A 16,423-nucleotide genomic window follows, 5' to 3' on the forward strand; every position below is an offset into this window, starting at 1 on the left:
ATGATCCACATTGTAACATTAGGCTCATAAAGCATTTATATTTAAAGGTTTATCTATCAATTTACTAAGTATGTATAAATTTAATATTATTATAAATCAGCAGCTGTGTTTTTTTTTTTTTTTATTAGTGCCTTTATAAAACTATTGTTTTCAATTTTGTTTGATTAGCTTTCATTGAATCTCTTTTCTATTTCATCTGTTTTATGGTCCAATTATTTCTAACAAATGGATTTTTTTTCATGTTTAAAACTCTTGACTTTTTTTGACTTTCTACATAAGAAGTTAAGCAATTTTTAGAATGGTACAGTATCCTGTTCAACAAAAAAATGATAAATCTGAAATGCAGACATATTTCAGATGTTCTCAGTTTTTTGGGGACTTATTAAAATCGAGGGGTTCCACGATTGTTGTCCGAAATTTCCTGCTGTTAGATGATTTCAATCCGAATAAAACTATTTCTGGTCTCTACTGCGCCCAACCTTAACTAAGGAAGCGATTAAACTTCCTTTTTGGTTATTCATAAGAATACTGAAATCTACTTCTTCACTATCGGCAATATAATTCTACTCAGACTCTTTCCTCCATGATGAATGGAGTTGGTCGCTACCACACCTTCGGTTTCATCGTAGGTATTTCCTCCTGTATTCATATTTCTGTCGAAACGTGGGAAATTCGAACTACTGACTTCGATGCGGATTTTATGCCCTTTGTCAAAGTAATTGGAAGTGCTCATTGGAGTCATTTTTACTTCGTAGACTTCTCCGTCTTCCATCCAAACTTCTTTGTCATAGCCTTCTCTATAGCGAACCCGCTGGATTGTTTCATCTAAATTAAAGGCTTTTCCGTCAGGATGCACATCGATTAACTTGATGGTAACATCGGTGTCTTTGGCATCAGAGGAGAGGTAGAGGTAGGACTCGATAAAGCCGGAAACTTCGATTCCTTCTTCCAGTACATCGGATGTGTATACCAAAATATCCTCCCGTAATTCCATTTCACTTTGGTCATAAGAACCGCCGTTTCCATCGATGGCATTTCCGGTACAGCAGACGTTTCCTCCATAGGAGGTCACCGGATTCATCGGATCGTATTGGAAGGTGTCAGGAGTGTCTTTTCTTGGTCTTTTGACAGAAAGCTTCCCGTCTCCGTTTAGTGTATTTGCTTTTCCTTCAGAATCCAGATACATCGTGGTCATCACAGCTTCAGCTGGGGGCCACACCTCTGAAGTTTGCCACTTATTGGAACCCATGGTATAGTATTGAATTCTTGGCATTTCCGCCATAGTTTCAGATTTTTCATCTTTCAACCACCGGTCAAACCATGCGGTGATGATCTCGTCGTAATTCAATTGCGCATCACCTACATTCAGATCGCCTATCATCGTGTTTTCCGACGCTCGGGTATAAGAGCAATGAAGCACAGGAGCGATGACAAGATACTGATTGTCTCTCGATAGTTGGGAAACAGCATTTTCTCTGGCGTGATTGAATAATGCGATATTTGGCCCGGCAGAGACATCAAACCAGGAAACAAACCAGAAGCTGGGTTTGTCAAATGGCATATCATCATGGTACAATCCGCCTTCAAACCACTTCGGGTCATCCGGCTTACGGGTGATCATTTCTTCATAGATTCCCATTGGGCCATGCTGATTCTTGATAATGTCCTGAATCGGAAGATGACTCAACGCCTCTTTGGAGTCGATTCTTGGATACTTCGGAGACATGTCGTAGAAGCGCTGAAGCCTCAATAGATCTTTTTGGCTGATGTCTTTAGGTAATTTTGGAGCCATAGGGTCATGCTGTACGCCATAAAGCCAGTTGGTGAAAAGCATTTGCCCTGCACCTCCACGGTACCAGTTTCCTTGCTCATAGAACTCACCAACTTTACCTACACCTGCACCATAGCCCTGAGGAACCAGTGCCGCCAGTGCCGGATGATTAAGTGAAGCAACGGCCATTTGCCATTCGGCAGTGGAGGAGCAGCCCAGCGTGCCTATTTTGCCATTGCTCCAGTCTTGCTTGGACATCCATTCGAAAGCGTCGTACCCATCCGTCAGGGGAACGCCCAAAATATCCCAATCTCCCTCCGAGAAGTATCTCCCGCGTTCATTTTGGACTACATAAGCATAGCCTTTTTCTACCCACGTAAGTGCGGTTTGCATGGTACGCGTATTCATTTCTCCATTTCCCCAGGTATTGAAGTTGTAAGGAGTTCTGGAAAATACGATAGGGTATTTTCCCTCTCCCTTGGGACGGTAAATGTCTGTGGCCAGCCGCACACCATCCCGCATGGGCATCATAACTTTCTGGTCTACTATAGCTACTTCATCCAGCTGATCTATGATGCTTTTTTCCTGCGAAAAAGAAACAGAAAAGATCATGACGAGCAGTAGCGTCAGGAAGGTGTTATAAAGATTTTTCATGTGTTTATAATTTGATTTTTAAAGGTCAGATGGAATCTTGGACTATTATTCAGCCAGCTGGCGGAGCTCTGTGTGTTCTAATGATGATTTTAATCGTGTCGATTTCATATGATAGGATTTCAATTTTAATCTAAGTTAGTGAAGAGATTGAATTGGAGGAGTGGAAATTGATGGTTGGTAGATTTAATGGTTGAGAAATAATTGAAATTTAGATAGGCTGCATCAACGGTCAAGAAGCCAATGACTTATGTGATTGATGTACTTGTGAATGTTTAGGTATTCGGTTTTTAAACTTTTCATTTCATACATAAAAGCTAAATTTGCAGTCACAACGATTTTTACCCATGAGCGACAGCCCAACCAACACCCTGATTACCTGGGTGGAAGTATCAAAAAATTCCGATTTCACGATTTACAACCTCCCATTTGGTGTTTTTGAAAACAAAAGACTAAGACCGCGTATAGGAATTGCAATCGGTGATAAGATTGTTGACTTAAGTGTGCTGGATCAGGAAGGTTTTTTTTCTGATATGTTTTTGCCCGAGGGGGTGTTTCTCAAAGATTCACTGAATGAGCTGATTGAATTGGGAAAAGTCATCACTAAAAAAATCCGTGAACGCGTGCAGGATTTGTTGTTGGCAGACAATGAAAAGCTGAGAGATCATTCTGCTAGAGGGAAAGTGATGGTTAACCGAAAGGAAGCGACCATGTTGATGCCGGTAAAAATCGGGGACTATACCGATTTTTACAGCAGTATGGAGCATGCCACCAATGTGGGTAAACTATTTCGTGATCCTGAACATGCACTTCTTCCAAACTGGAAACATCTTCCCGTCGGCTATCATGGAAGAGCATCTTCTATTATTCCTTCAGGAGTACCGGTCACCCGACCAAAAGGACAAACAAAAGATCCTGAATCAGATTCGCCTGTATTTGGGCCAAGTAAAAAACTGGATTTCGAAGCAGAGCTGGCATTTATCACAGGCAAGTCCACCAAGCTTGGGGATTCTGTTTCCACCGCTGATGCAGAGGACTATATTTTCGGCTTTGTACTTTTCAATGACTGGTCTGCCCGCGATATTCAGGCTTGGGAGTATGTGCCCTTAGGCCCATTTTTGGGAAAAAGCTTTGCTTCTTCTATCTCGCCCTGGGTGGTAACCTTGGAAGCTTTGGAGCAATTCAAAGTAGAGGGCCCTGTACAGGAGCCTGAAGTTTTGGATTATTTGAGATGTGAAAAATCCCACAGTTTTGATATACAATTGGAGACGTATATTCAGCCTGAAGGCGAGAAGAGCAGCAAAGTTTGCGCTTCCAACTTTAAGTATATGTACTGGAATGTAGCCCAGCAACTGGCTCATCATACTGTAAATGGCTGCAATATCAATGTAGGGGATATGATGGCTTCCGGAACTATCTCGGGTGAGGAACCTGGTTCCTATGGTTCTATGCTGGAACTTTCCTGGAATGGTAATGAGCCGGTTAAGCTTGAATCCGGAACCGAAAGGCAGTTTATAGAAGATGGGGATACGGTGATTATGAAGGGATTTTCGGAGAAAGATGGTATTAGAGTAGGGTTTGGAGAAGTAAAAGCCAAAGTTCTTCCCGCCAAGTGATTTGCAATAAATACTAATTTTAAACCCTGATTTAGTAAAAGTCAGGGTTTTTTTATGCTCATTTATATTCTGTTTTTTCTTCTAGCTAATAGCTTTGTTAAGCGTTGGACATCAGATTGTTGATCTTGTTTTCTCAGGTGTTGATGTTCGTTGGTTCCCGGTAACTTCATGCCTTTTCGTATGTAGAGCGGGATTGTAGTTTTCATATCTGTCTCACTTTTTCAGAGACAATTTTTCTTTACAAACTTTCTTAATTTATCAAAACAAATGGCTAAGCTTAGAAATTTATCTATTACAACTCCTATTATTTTTGCCTTGCCTCTGCGCAGCGAGTGGGCAGTGAACCCTGTCGATATCAACAAGCCTGTTATGGCCGATGACTGGGACGGTGCGGGGAGCCTCAAATTTACACGCGGCTATGTAATGGCCAAAAACGACGCTAATTTCCTCTATCTCGCGCTGGACGTCGTGTCTGATACAGGAAATGATTCAGGTACGAACGATTACTTTTGGTTGACTTTTGACAATAACCGTGACCGTGCGATCTCTTCGGGCGTAGATGTGAACTATGGTTTGTATCCGGGGCAGCCAAACAAACTGGGTAGACAGAAGTATCTTGGGCCTGGGCAGTGGACGGGGCTTCTTGCGGATCCATCAAATTCTGGGGTGGTGCAGGAGTTTGGACCCAGCCCCAATTCTGATGTATCGCACAGAATCTGGAAATTCAGGATTGAGCTCAGTGAGATCAATGTGGCGCTTTCCTGGCCATTGAGTACTCCGTATACCTATTTTGGGTTTAGGGTGAAATCCAGCAATCCCGGGTTTACGACTGACTTTCCGGGAGATTTTTATAAGGACTTCGCAAAACTACGTCAATTGGTTCTGAGCAGGAAGCCCACAATACCTTCTAAAGACTTGGGACCATTGGTAGGAAGTGTGGGATTGATACCGACCACTAAAATCTCTGCATCGGGCCGGGCAACGACTGATTCAGGCTATTATCATTTTGTAGAGAATGCGGCATTTGGAGGCACGCTGAATTTAATTGGAAACAGAACCAAACTTCAGCAACTCTGGACAGCGGGAAACAGAAAATACAAAGTGGAAATAGCACCTCCCGGAGGTTCATTCAGCAAGCTGATCAGTAACTGGTCTAATTATCGCTGGACAGGATCAACTTACGCTTTGGAATCATTTGCTCCTTCAGCCTTTGGATACTATCAGATGGCAAATCCAGGGACAGATTACTCGATAGATGATTTATTGGTTCAGTTTCCCACGGCTGCACTATTGCCGGGACTGTATAGAATACAAGTGACATTCTATGTAGGGAGCAGCACTACTGATATAGCAGCTATTCAAGAGTTGAGATTGTATATTGACAATCACGTGCCGGCTACCATCATAGAGAGCGTGAAGCATGGCTCAAATGAAGTGTCTGCATGTGCGATCGAAACAATTGGTGCAGCTCCTGATGGGTTGAATTTCAGGATCACGGCGAATGACCCAGAAGGAAATCTCAGGGGAGTCAACTTCTATGCTACCTATGGAGCTGGACTTTCTGCCTCTATCTATAGCGAAAATTATACTCCTGCAAAAGGCAATTGGGCCGGTTTTGTCAATAAGCTGATTCCTGAATTGGGGAATTGGAGGCCATCTCAATCTTGTGCTTATAGTTTTGTGTTGTCAGCTTCGGCACGAACAACCAATGGCTATTCGTGGGTGGGCTATAATAACACCCATCGCAATTTGACTCTTTTAATAGGATAAAAAGTAAATGGTCTAGAATCGAAAGCCACTTCCTGTAGGGAGTGGTTTTTTTAATGAAGTTATTTTACCGCGGTGGGCACAGAGGCTTTCGCAGAGGTCACAGTATTGTGATATCCATTCCCGCCGTCTGTGTTGCACGAATAGCTTTGATGTTGATTGTTATCCTGCTTCTCCAGAAGCTGGATCTAACCTGCACTTTCATCTTACTACTATGCCGCTTGCAACTTAGAACCCACTACTCACCCTCATCATTTTTCACCTTGTCCTTTTTGGAAGAGTTGCCCCCTGATATCTTATAAATCAAATAGCCTATGCCGGCTACAAAATGAAGAATTACGATTCCGACAATGATATAAATAAAAGTGTCGCTCATAGGAACTAAGCTATTGATTTAAAGATAATTTTTACAAAAATCGAAAGCCATCCAAAAAAATTGGATGGCTTTAGTAATTTCAGCGTAAGTATATACTCAAAATCTAAAGATATAAGCTCAAATCTTACTTAAAGCCAATTTCTTCCAAGCCTTTATGGCTGATTTTGATGGCTTCCATAGGATCCAAACCGAATGTTTGATCTTGTTCCACTAAGTAAAACTTCATGCCGGATTTATCTTTTTCTGCGAGAATTCTATTGAAATCGATGTTCCCGGTTCCAACAGGAGCAAAGTTTCCTTCGTCATTCATATCTTTCACGTGCCATGCGATAAATCTTCCAGGATATTTTTCGAAGTAAGTCAAAGGATCTACCTCTGCTTTGGTTACCCAGAATAGATCCATCTGGAAGTTGACAAACTCGGGATTGCATTTTTCCAAAAGCAGTTCTTCGATGATTGTTCCATCTTCCATTGCTTTGAATTCGAAGTCATGGTTATGGTAAAGAAGTTTAATTCCGGCTTGAGCGCATTTTTCACCCAAGGTGTTCATGATAGTAACCAATTCATCGGGAGTACCTTTCATGCCCATGCCTTCCGGACCAAAAGTAAACATGCCCATCGGAGGGACAGGAATAACAAAATATTCAATACCGGCGGTCTTCACATCAGTGATTAACTGGTCAGCATTCTCCATATTTACCATGCCCATATGAGCACTTTTGACAGTCATGCCAAGTGATTCTACGTAAGATTTAAACTCGGCAGGCGCCATGCCGTAGAATTTACCATCATCATAATTTGCTGCCTCAACGTAAGCATAGCCTGCATCGGCTACAGCCTGTAATGTGCTTTTTGGGTTGTTTGCCATGGAATCACGTACCGTGTAAAGGGCTAATCCACCGAAATTGGTAGATTCGACTTGAGTTGAGTCTACTGTTTCCGCAACTTCTTCGGTACCGGTTTTAGAACTACAGGCTGTAAAGCCCAGAGATAATGCAAAAAAGAAGCTGAGACTAAGATTAAAGTGTTTTTTCATTTTAGATTAGGTTTTTATCGGGTACAAGTTAGCTAAATCACAGTAATATTAAATGTCTGTCATGATATACTGTTAGGTAGAGTTTGCGAAGAAGGCTTCAGCACCTTAAGCCGCAATCATGCCATCCACTAGGCAGGTAAAGGAGTTGCTTTTAAAAAAAGCAGGGGTGGCATTATTGGAAGGTAAGTTTGTCGTTTTTTGCCTACTTTGTTTTGTAGGGAACGTGTTATTTTTGAAATAAATAACCGTCATATAATTAATCCCCTATGAAAAAGGCACACGTCATCATGCTCCTATTACTTTGTTTGGTTGGCTACTCTGCTTTTGGCCAAGCTGACAGTTCAAGCGAAGAACCAAACCTTATCAATACAGAAATGTTGAAAAAAATGACAGTTGCCATAGAAAATCAAACCTATCCCAACGTTCATAGTGTATTGATACATTACAAAGGGAACTTGGTTTTTGAGAAATATTTTTCAGGCAAAGATGAGTCTTGGGGCACAGACTTGGGTGTGGTTGAACATGGTGAAAATACCCTTCATGATTTAAGAAGTCTGACCAAAAGTATCGTATCTATTTGCTTTGGACTTGCCATTCAAAATGGTTTTATAGAAAATGTAGAAGAAAAGGTATTTACCTATTTTCCTGAATATGGGGATCTCAATATTGGCCTTCATCAAGAGATTACCTTAAAGCACCTCCTGACAATGACTTCTGGGTTGGAGTGGAATGAAGACCTCCCTTATACCAATCCGAAAAACTCGGAAACTGCCATGGTGATGAGTGATGACCCTATTCGCTATGTTCTGAGCAGACCTTTGCAAGAATCGCCCGGTAGTGTGTGGAATTATAACGGGGGCACTACTGAATTACTTTCTGTCATTTTGCATAAAGCTACCGGATTGAATATAGAAGAATTTGCTGTTGAGTATCTATTTAAACCATTGGAAATAGATACCTATTATTGGACAAAAGCGCCTGGACAAGAGCATCCTATAGCTGCATCCGGTTTAAGAATGCTTCCTTCGGATATACTGAAAATAGGTGTGGTTTTATTGCAGGATGGTTATTACAAAGGAGAAGAGTTATTAAACAAGCAATGGGTTGAAGAATCATTTACCTCTCATGTAAAGCGCGGAAAGAACGGTGGTTATGGATATCAATTCTGGATAGACCAATCTCCCGATGGAAAAGAACCGAACAAACTTGTCACGGCAGTAGGAAATGGTGACCAGCGTATTTACCTAGACAAGTCAAAACAACTGGTAGTGGTAACAACTGCGGGGAATTATAATATCTGGGATCTTGAAAAAGGATCATTTCAACTGTTGACAGATTTTATTTATCCTGCATTGGAGAAATAGGAGTGGATAAAAGATGACTTTTTTTAGATGACTAAGAAGCAAAATGATTGCTAGGCTGATGCAATTACTTAGAATAAAAAAACCTGACAATATTGGCAGGTTTTTTTGACTGTTTAAGGCTGTAGTAGGTTTTCTAATGCATAAGTCGGGTTTATTCAATTTTGGAAAAATGACAAGCTGGGGCACCAAAAGGGAAAGATTGACAAGGAATTTCTAAGAGCACATGTTGGGGACTTTGATCAGGAGTTTTATACCTGTGCAACGGAGCAAAAGGACATTACTTTTGAAAAATGACGGACTCAACTATTCCGTAGCATCAAAAAGGGCAGGTACCCGGTTCCATGGTACCTGCCTTGTTTTTTCTTGGGATTCGTAGTTGAAATTAATTATTAGATGTATCCGTTTTTCTGCCATTAAAAATCAAAAGCGACATAGAATTAGGTGAAATCTAGCAAGGTCGCTTCGGTCTCCCGTCTCCCTGCCACCATACCAAAGAAAAGGAGGCTGATGGCATCATTTCGGATCGTCATATTAACTTTTATACCAATCAATTTTCCTTGAAATAAACATGGTAGCAGCAAGCGCCACAAATAATCCAATACTTCCAATCAACAAAGCATAGTCTTGTTGCTTGATTATAACAAATATGAAGATGTAAAACAGAGATAGTATTCCTGTGAAAATCCCGGTTGTTTTAAGTTGGGAAAATATACTTTTGGAATACAATGCCAGAAGGCCCACCGTGGCTACACTGGCAATCAAATAGGCAGTAGAAAATCCCAAATGCTCGGAAAGCGCAATGAGTAAGGTGTAATACAATACCAATCCAAAACCTACCAGAGTGTATTGAAGTGGATGAATTCTCTGCTTGGTGAAGGTCTCCATTAGAAATAATGCAAGAAAACTCAGGGTGATAATTAAGACAGCATACTTGGAAGTACGAATACTTTGTTGGTATTGATCCACAGGCATTTTCAGACTTAAACCAAAGGAACTTTCCTGAAAATTAGGTAATGTATTGGTGAATTCCTGACCAAAGGGCCTGTTGAAATGCAGGATTTTCCAAGTACTCTCGAAACCATCGCTATTCAATACTCTCTCTTCCGGTAAAAAATCTCCCTGAAAACTCGGATTTGACCAGTTGCCGGTCAGTTTCAGTTCGGTGGTTTTACCTAAGGGAGCGATATGGAAATTGGCGCTTCCCTTGAGCTTTATCTTGCCGGAAATTGTAAAATCTTTTGATGCAGAATCAAGTGATACAGGGAATTGAAGTCCCTTTAGGCCGGTCTGGGAATCTGTGAATGGCTCTGAAATCAGCGGAACATTGTTGAGCGTCAGCTCAGGATTTTCACCTATTCCCCTAAGGTCACTGACAGAAATCAAGAACGATGCCTGATCCCAAAGTACCTGCTCGGCAGTGATGTCTAATTTTTCGAGGGCTATTGCACCAAAGTCCGCTTTGAGCTGAATATCACTCTGATAAACCACCACATCGAAAATTCCCCGATGAAGGGATTCTGCTTGGAGATCTCCTGCGATATCCAATAGATCCGGCAAGAAATAGGCGGTTTTCAGTTCCTTGATTAGTTTGTTCTCTCCATTACTCTGCACTTCTCTATAGTGATGATAAGGTAATGCCAAATAGGGTCCGATTACTGTTTGGAACCTAGACCATTTACCTGTTACTTCATACTCGGCCTCTTCTAAGCGTGTTTGTCTTTCATTGATCAAGTCAGTTGTGAGTGCTTGGGGAATCAAGAGGAGCAGGGCGATAAATCCGATAATTAAAAGTTTTAAACTGGTGGATTTAGAAATCCAGTCCTGAAATTTTTCAAGTAAGGAAGAGTTTGTGTTTGTTTCCATAGTGTAGTTGTTAAAGGTAAATGAGTGATTTTTGATGGTGTCAACTTGTTTCCCGCAGATCGAACGCTGAAAAATGCGCAGATTTTCACTGAGTTTTTTCTAGTATGGCTATTTGTGAATGGGTTGTTTTTTTGAGGAGAAATCCCCCAGTGAACACTGTGCAGTAGGGGAGGACATCCCATTTCATATAGTTTTTTATGCTTTAGTGATTCTGTGGATTAATCCCAATGACCTGTAATGCTGAAGGCCAAGACAGCAGAGATCCAGATTGTGATGAAGTAAATAAGGACGCTGAAAACAACGGCTGCGAACTTTTTTCCTCCTGTAGGAAACCAGATAAAGCCCATCAGATAAAAGAATAAGCCTCCGAAAATTCCGCCAATAGGAATAAATGTCAGTGGAATCAACATCCAGGTTTCGAAGAGCTCTTCTTTTGTCAGAATAATGAAACTGAGCCATGATAGAGGAATTCCTGCCCCGATGATACCTGCGATAATTGCAGGTTTTGCTTTGATGCCTTGTAGAAATTTGATTTCTGTTTTCATGCTTCATAAGTTTGGAAAGTACTTTGAAATTCAAAGTAAATGAATAAATTTTTTAGCTTTTGTTTTCCTGTATTAAATTTTCGAGGAATTTCAGATGCTCTTGAAAAGCCTGCTTGCCCGCTTTGGTTGCTGAATAATTGGTCATCGGCTTTCTTCCTACAAAAGACTTGTTCACTGAAATGTATTCCTGCTTTTCCAGATTTCTCAAATGAGAAGCCAGATTCCCATCTGTGACCTCCAAGATTTCCTTGAAAGAATTAAAGTCATACTCGGCATTGACCATCAAGATGGACATCATGCGGAGTCTAACCACATTCTCAAATGCCTTATCGTAAGTTCCCTTCACGTTATCGGTCATATTTGTAGTACATCATCGCCCCATAGATGATGTGTAGTACTCCAAAGCCCAAAGCCCAAAATATAAGCCCGTAGCCCGGAAAGAAAGCTGAAAGTATTCCCAGTACTAATTCGCAGTAGCCAAGGTATTTAATATCGCTAAGTGTGAAATGCGAAGCATTGATTAACGCCAAACCATAGAAAATCAACGTCGCCGGAGCAATTATAATGGTGTATCCCCGGAGAAAGAGGGCAATGCAAAAGAAACCGCCTATCAAAAGAGGGATTAGTAATGCTTTTACAAACCGCTTACCGGCTGGACTCCATAGTTTACTGGAATTTCTTTGGCTTTTTTGCTGACTTAATATTAAGGCAGTGGCAATAGAACTTACCAAAACTACGCAGGCTGTAACAAGTAGCTTGGTGAGGGTTCTGGTATCCAAAATGTAAGCTGTCCGGAATCCGTAAGGTGGATTAGGGTAATAAATCCAGGCATATGCTATCCCAACAGCAATAAGTGCATAGGTGCCGGCCAATATTCCAGATAGTCCACTGAGGGACAGAAAGCGGGTGCTCCGCTCCATCATGGATTTGATTTCGGCAAGTTCTTGTTCCGGTTTTCTCATATTTAAAAGTACTTTGAGATACAAAGTAAAAGTAAAAATTCCATTTTCTAACTATTTGTGAAAAAAAATAGTTGGGAATAAGTATATCCTCAATTACACCAGTAGCAGATCAAAGGTGACTTCTTAAATGGTAAACACCAGCATTGAGGCCACTTCGGTCATCCCACCCATCAATCAAAGGAAATAAGGCTAGTGGTCATTATGGATAATCATGTTTGGGAAATAGGTTTTTACTCAAACTGCTGTAGCCGCCTCAGCACTTCTTCCTTATAGGATCTGCTGATGGTGAGCGCTTTTCCGGCGATTTCCAAATACTCATGTGTGTAAGAGTCTATTGATTTTAGGTTCCCGATGAAAGATCGATGGAATCGAATGAATCGACTTCCGGGAAGTTTCTTTTCGAAATTGGAAATGCTTTCTCGAACGATCAAGAATCGGTCTTTTAAGTGAATCTTGATGTAATCTGCCTGACTTTCTACGACTAGTATTTCAGAAAAATCTATTTTTTCCATCTTCCGATCCTGCCGTACAAAGATGAATTCTGACTTATCTTGAGCTGTTTGTGGGCTTTTGGTAACAAAGGATTCTCTGGCTTTTGCAACGGCTTTTAGAAATCGATCAAAAGGAATTGGCTTCAAGAGGTAATCGGTGGCTTGCAGATTGAATCCTTCTATAGCGTATTCTCTATAGGCTGTAGTGAAAATCACATGGATTTCTTTTGGGATAATTTTGGCAAATGCCATCCCATCAATCCCAGGCATATTAACGTCCAAAAAAACCAAATCTACCTGTTTCTGTTGCACCTCATTGAAGGCTTCATTTGAATTGCTACAGCAGGCCACAAGATTCAAATAATCAATCGTTGAGATAAACTCTTTCAGAATGTTTTGTGCTATAGGTTCGTCGTCTACTATGAGGCAGTTCATGATACACTAGTTTTAGGTGGAGTAGTCTTTAGCTGTAAATCGACTTCGAAATAACCATCAGATTTCCTGATATTCAATAGGTGGTAATTTGGATAGAGAAGATTGAGGCGCTTTTTAATGTTTTGAAGGCCTATTCCCGAAGAAGTCAGGTTTTTGGTTGAGAGGGTTTCATCATAGGAGTTTCTTAAAAAGAAAAGAATACGTTCTTCATGAATTTCTATTTTTAATTCTACGAAAGCCTCGGTACTCTGTGACTTGCCATGCTTGAAGCTATTTTCCAACAGGGGGAGAAATAGCATTGGAGCAATCATTAGGTTTTTTGATTCCTCCGGAAAACTTGAATTCACCTGCAATCTATCTCCATGTCTGAGTTTTTCCAATGCTAAATAATCTTTCAAATGACTGATTTCATCTTCTAGAGGCACCAGTGATTTTTGGGTTTGGTATAAGATATAGTCCAAAAGATTGGAAAGCTTTAGGATAAGTTCTGGAGTTTCCTTGCTTTCCGCAATTGCAGAACCATAAATCGTATTGAGTGTGTTAAATAGAAAATGAGGATGAATTTGCATTTTGAGGTAGGAGAGTTCTTCTTGTTTCAGTAGAAGTTCTCCATTCAGTAAGGCGTATTGTAGTTCCTGATTTCGAAGCCGTACTTTATGATTTTCCCGATAGGCAGAAAAGAATGAAGTAAGCAAAACGACTATATAAACCCCTATCATGATAAGATAAAGATTCTTGGTTAGCATAAATTCAGTGCCTATGGAATCAAGGGAATTGATATAAATGAAGCCATAAAATGATGAAAATGCGATGAGGAAAATGGAGATGACGATTGCATAAATCGTATAGAGTGCAAACCAAAAATACTTCTGCTGAAAGAGGAATTTTGGGATGATATAGAAACTGAACACATTCACCATTCCCATCGTGACCGGAAGTAGGAATGCACCAAAGGTAAATGCGGGCCCTAAGTTGGAAATTGTGATTCCAAAGTAAAAAGTGAAGAACAACAAAGCACCCAGGCAGATAGATGCCTGTTCAAGCAATTTCTTTGAAATGTGAAGCAGTAGACTCTTTTTGTTCATCCTAGAAATTTACAAGGTCTTTTAAAAATCTGTATTTGCAAAGAAATTGCGATGAATGACCGGTTTTGCCAGATAGGTAACCGGCAGTTGTAGATGTCGGTCACAAATCCGGTGAATACAGTCAATTATTTGCATTCACTGGTCGTTGGTCGCATTTATGAAAAAGGGAATAACTGTAGGGTTAAACTTGTGGTGTAATCAAAAAACCAAAAAATTATGAATTCATTAACAACAAGCATTGTACTCGGACAAAGTATGGTATTCTCAAATATTCTTATTGAACGATTTGTCGAAGGAGGATTAAGCGGAATGACACTGGTTCTACTTTGTCTAGTATTAGCCACCTTTTTTACTTTCAAGGCATTTGCTCACTTGAATGGAGAGCAAGCCAATTTCTTGAAATATAAAAAGCTGATCAACCAAGTAGCCCTGCTGGGGTTGGTGATTTCCTTTGCCAACAGCCTACTGGGGTTGATCCAAGGTTTTGATGCACTGGAGGCATCTGGGGGAGCTGAACCCGCCATTTTAGCCGGAGGTCTTAAGATCACGTTGCTCTCACCATTGTTTGGTTTGACAGTTTTTATTCTCGGGTATACTGCGACTTTTGTTTTGAGCTGGATGAGAAAAGCTGATACCGAAACAACTGGTTAATTATGTGAATAGGCTAATAACATGTGCTAATCCCCTTCAGGTACAGCCATCGTATGATTTCCAACTAGTAGGCATTTTCCCTCAATCTCTACATAAGTCCGCATAAAATGATACTTGGTAGGGGATGGATCCCGATCTACCATTGTGAATCCTGTGACGATAGCTGTGTTTCCTGTAATTGCCACTTCTACATTGCTTTGTATTCTGGATTGCGTGTTACTTGTGCCTTTTGCAGCCTGGTCTTCCGCTCGTTTTACGACGGCTTCCTTTGTGTCAATCATTGAAGCGTGATTGTGAACCCAGACGAAATCATCAGCCAAGACATTTTTGAAAAATTCAGGATCGGGTTTGAGGTTGTTTTCTTCCCATTGGGCATCCAGTGCTTTGATGGATGCTTCGGTCATACAGTTTTGTTGTGCAAAAGCAGAAAAGTAGGTGAATAAGCTAGTGATCAAGAAAAGAAAGGTCGGTTTCATAGGAGATTAGTTTGCAAATAGAGTTTGACTGGGTAGAAATTTAACCGATTATTGATCTTATACCTAATACAATAGCAATAACTCCAAATAAGCAAATTCCCCAATAGGGCTTTCGATTCAGTGGGTCTTTTCCCCAGAAAGCCAAGGTAAGCTTCATCATCAGTGGTCGATTCTTCGCAATCCAATTGTAGCCGTGATCACTTATTGATTGAAAGAACCCGGACTTTTGATAGAGTCTATGCCAGCGTTTTTTGGGTTTCGGGAAATACCAAAACGTCCGATAGGCGGAATCCGGTCCACTGAAAACAGATCCGTCTGTTTCGATCAATCTGGATGCTTTTTTAAACTCTTTGAGCGGAATATCAGGGAAGTCAGATGCTATTTCCTGGAAAGTAGTATAGGTCAAGCCTTTTGTTTGGCTCTTCCATATGATAATCCAATACTTGCAAAATCCACATTCCCCATCCCAGATAAATAAGGGCTGAGTTGGTGGATTTTGTGTTTTTTGGATGTTGGCAAACATAGGAGGAGGTATAAGGTAAAAAGATGTTGGCTGATATATATCCTACGAATTTCAGTGCTGATTGATTTGGGATTCTTATTTTGGTAGGTGAAAATATCATTTTCCTTTGATAATCAAGGTGTTGGTCAATCGATCTTAAGCTTATGGATGAGCAAAGATATTTATGGAGCGAATTGCTCTTTTCACCTATTATTTTTTACCTTTCTTCAGTGATGGATTTAAATAATTAATCATCAATTCTTCACCATTTAAACTCCCAAACTGCTTACTTTTGCAGCATTCAATTATTGATGAATGTTATTAGATTTACTTACCGCAATGCTTTGGAGCATTTCCCCCTTTGGGGAGGCTAAAGTTGGAATTCCTTACGCCTTACTGAAGGGCGTGAATATTTATCTGGCGTTTCTTTGTTGCTTTTTGGCCAATGTGTTGATTTTCCCGATCATGAATTTCTTTTTCGATGTAATCAACCGGTATTTTTTGAAGTGGTATTATTACAAGAAGGCTGCGATTTTTGTAGGCCGCCGCGCAAAGGCGGGAGCAGGGAAAAACGTTAAGAAATATGGTTTTTGGGGTCTGATGGTTTTCGTGGCTATGCCTTTTCCCGGAACCGGGGTTTATGTGGGAACTATTGCTGCATATCTTTTTGGACTAGAGCGGAAAAAAGCATTCTTTGCAAATGCCATCGGTATATTCATATCATGCGTAATTGTTTGGGTTGCTACTTTGACCGCCATGCAGGGATTTAACAATTGAAGTGTTGGATCAGCTCATTTGGAGCTCAATCAGTATAGGCATATCCCATTCAAAA

General features: G+C 40.6%; 16 protein-coding genes. 5 read left to right on the forward strand and 11 right to left on the reverse strand.

Features of this window, described 5'->3' with window-relative positions; genetic code table 11:
- Nucleotides 1-535: 535 nt before the first annotated feature.
- Nucleotides 536-2,425: a CocE/NonD family hydrolase gene (locus ID165_RS05370; RefSeq protein ID WP_192349350.1), complete on the reverse strand. Its 1,890-nt coding sequence runs from the start codon at nucleotides 2,423-2,425 to the stop codon at nucleotides 536-538.
- A gap of 344 nt (nucleotides 2,426-2,769) precedes the next feature.
- Here ID165_RS05370 and fahA point away from each other — a divergent pair, with 344 nt between their 5' ends.
- Nucleotides 2,770-4,038: a fumarylacetoacetase gene (gene fahA, locus ID165_RS05375; RefSeq protein ID WP_192349351.1), complete on the forward strand. Its 1,269-nt coding sequence runs from the start codon at nucleotides 2,770-2,772 to the stop codon at nucleotides 4,036-4,038.
- Nucleotides 4,039-4,305: 267 nt separating this feature from the next.
- Entirely contained in the window at nucleotides 4,306-5,808 is a 1,503-nt protein-coding gene (locus tag ID165_RS05380; RefSeq protein ID WP_192349352.1) for a hypothetical protein, read from the forward strand.
- Nucleotides 5,809-6,043: 235 nt separating this feature from the next.
- Here ID165_RS05380 and ID165_RS05385 read toward each other — a convergent pair whose 3' ends face one another.
- Complete coding sequence (locus tag ID165_RS05385) at nucleotides 6,044-6,181, reverse strand: hypothetical protein (protein ID WP_192349353.1); 138 nt, start codon at nucleotides 6,179-6,181, stop codon at nucleotides 6,044-6,046.
- Between the two features lie 124 nt (nucleotides 6,182-6,305).
- Nucleotides 6,306-7,217, reverse strand: coding sequence for a sugar phosphate isomerase/epimerase (locus ID165_RS05390; protein WP_192349354.1), 912 nt, complete (start codon nucleotides 7,215-7,217; stop codon nucleotides 6,306-6,308).
- A gap of 266 nt (nucleotides 7,218-7,483) precedes the next feature.
- On the opposite strand from ID165_RS05390, the gene ID165_RS05395 reads away from it, so the two are divergent.
- Nucleotides 7,484-8,581, forward strand: a complete 1,098-nt coding sequence (locus ID165_RS05395; RefSeq protein WP_192349355.1) for a serine hydrolase — start codon at nucleotides 7,484-7,486, stop codon at nucleotides 8,579-8,581.
- A gap of 531 nt (nucleotides 8,582-9,112) precedes the next feature.
- Here ID165_RS05395 and creD read toward each other — a convergent pair.
- The 6 genes from creD to ID165_RS05425 form a co-directional block, all read right to left on the reverse strand.
- A complete protein-coding gene (creD, locus tag ID165_RS05400; protein ID WP_192349356.1) occupies nucleotides 9,113-10,444 on the reverse strand; it encodes a cell envelope integrity protein CreD in 1,332 nt (443 codons plus the stop codon).
- A gap of 218 nt (nucleotides 10,445-10,662) precedes the next feature.
- Nucleotides 10,663-10,989, reverse strand: a complete 327-nt coding sequence (locus ID165_RS05405) for a hypothetical protein (protein WP_192349357.1) — start codon at nucleotides 10,987-10,989, stop codon at nucleotides 10,663-10,665.
- Between the two features lie 52 nt (nucleotides 10,990-11,041).
- A complete protein-coding gene (locus ID165_RS05410; RefSeq protein ID WP_192349358.1) occupies nucleotides 11,042-11,347 on the reverse strand; it encodes a transcriptional regulator in 306 nt (101 codons plus the stop codon).
- Nucleotides 11,337-11,951 carry a hypothetical protein gene (locus ID165_RS05415; RefSeq protein WP_192349359.1) on the reverse strand — a complete coding sequence of 205 codons (615 nt, stop codon included), beginning with the start codon at nucleotides 11,949-11,951 and terminating at the stop codon, nucleotides 11,337-11,339. The genes ID165_RS05410 and ID165_RS05415 overlap by 11 nt, the downstream gene beginning before the upstream one ends.
- 230 nt (nucleotides 11,952-12,181) lie before the next feature.
- On the reverse strand, nucleotides 12,182-12,877 hold the full coding sequence (locus ID165_RS05420) for a LytTR family DNA-binding domain-containing protein (RefSeq protein ID WP_192349360.1): 696 nt from the start codon (nucleotides 12,875-12,877) through the stop codon (nucleotides 12,182-12,184).
- On the reverse strand, nucleotides 12,874-13,962 hold the full coding sequence (locus tag ID165_RS05425; protein ID WP_192349361.1) for a sensor histidine kinase: 1,089 nt from the start codon (nucleotides 13,960-13,962) through the stop codon (nucleotides 12,874-12,876). The genes ID165_RS05420 and ID165_RS05425 overlap by 4 nt, the downstream gene beginning before the upstream one ends.
- A gap of 216 nt (nucleotides 13,963-14,178) precedes the next feature.
- On the opposite strand from ID165_RS05425, the gene ID165_RS05430 reads away from it, so the two are divergent.
- The gene (locus tag ID165_RS05430; RefSeq protein WP_192349362.1) at nucleotides 14,179-14,613 is read left to right on the forward strand and encodes a hypothetical protein; all 435 of its coding nucleotides are present in this window, start codon (nucleotides 14,179-14,181) and stop codon (nucleotides 14,611-14,613) included.
- A gap of 26 nt (nucleotides 14,614-14,639) precedes the next feature.
- Here the strand turns inward: ID165_RS05430 and ID165_RS05435 are convergent, their stop codons facing one another.
- Nucleotides 14,640-15,089, reverse strand: a complete 450-nt coding sequence (locus tag ID165_RS05435) for a nuclear transport factor 2 family protein (protein ID WP_192349363.1) — start codon at nucleotides 15,087-15,089, stop codon at nucleotides 14,640-14,642.
- 40 nt (nucleotides 15,090-15,129) lie between these two features.
- Complete coding sequence (locus ID165_RS05440; RefSeq protein WP_192349364.1) at nucleotides 15,130-15,612, reverse strand: thiol-disulfide oxidoreductase DCC family protein; 483 nt, start codon at nucleotides 15,610-15,612, stop codon at nucleotides 15,130-15,132.
- A 294-nt stretch (nucleotides 15,613-15,906) separates the two neighbouring features.
- On the opposite strand from ID165_RS05440, the gene ID165_RS05445 reads away from it, so the two are divergent.
- Complete coding sequence (locus ID165_RS05445; protein WP_192349365.1) at nucleotides 15,907-16,368, forward strand: small multi-drug export protein; 462 nt, start codon at nucleotides 15,907-15,909, stop codon at nucleotides 16,366-16,368.
- The last annotated feature ends 55 nt before the right edge of the window (nucleotides 16,369-16,423 follow it).

The organism is Algoriphagus sp. Y33, from assembly GCF_014838715.1.
GTDB lineage: Bacteria > Bacteroidota > Bacteroidia > Cytophagales > Cyclobacteriaceae > Algoriphagus.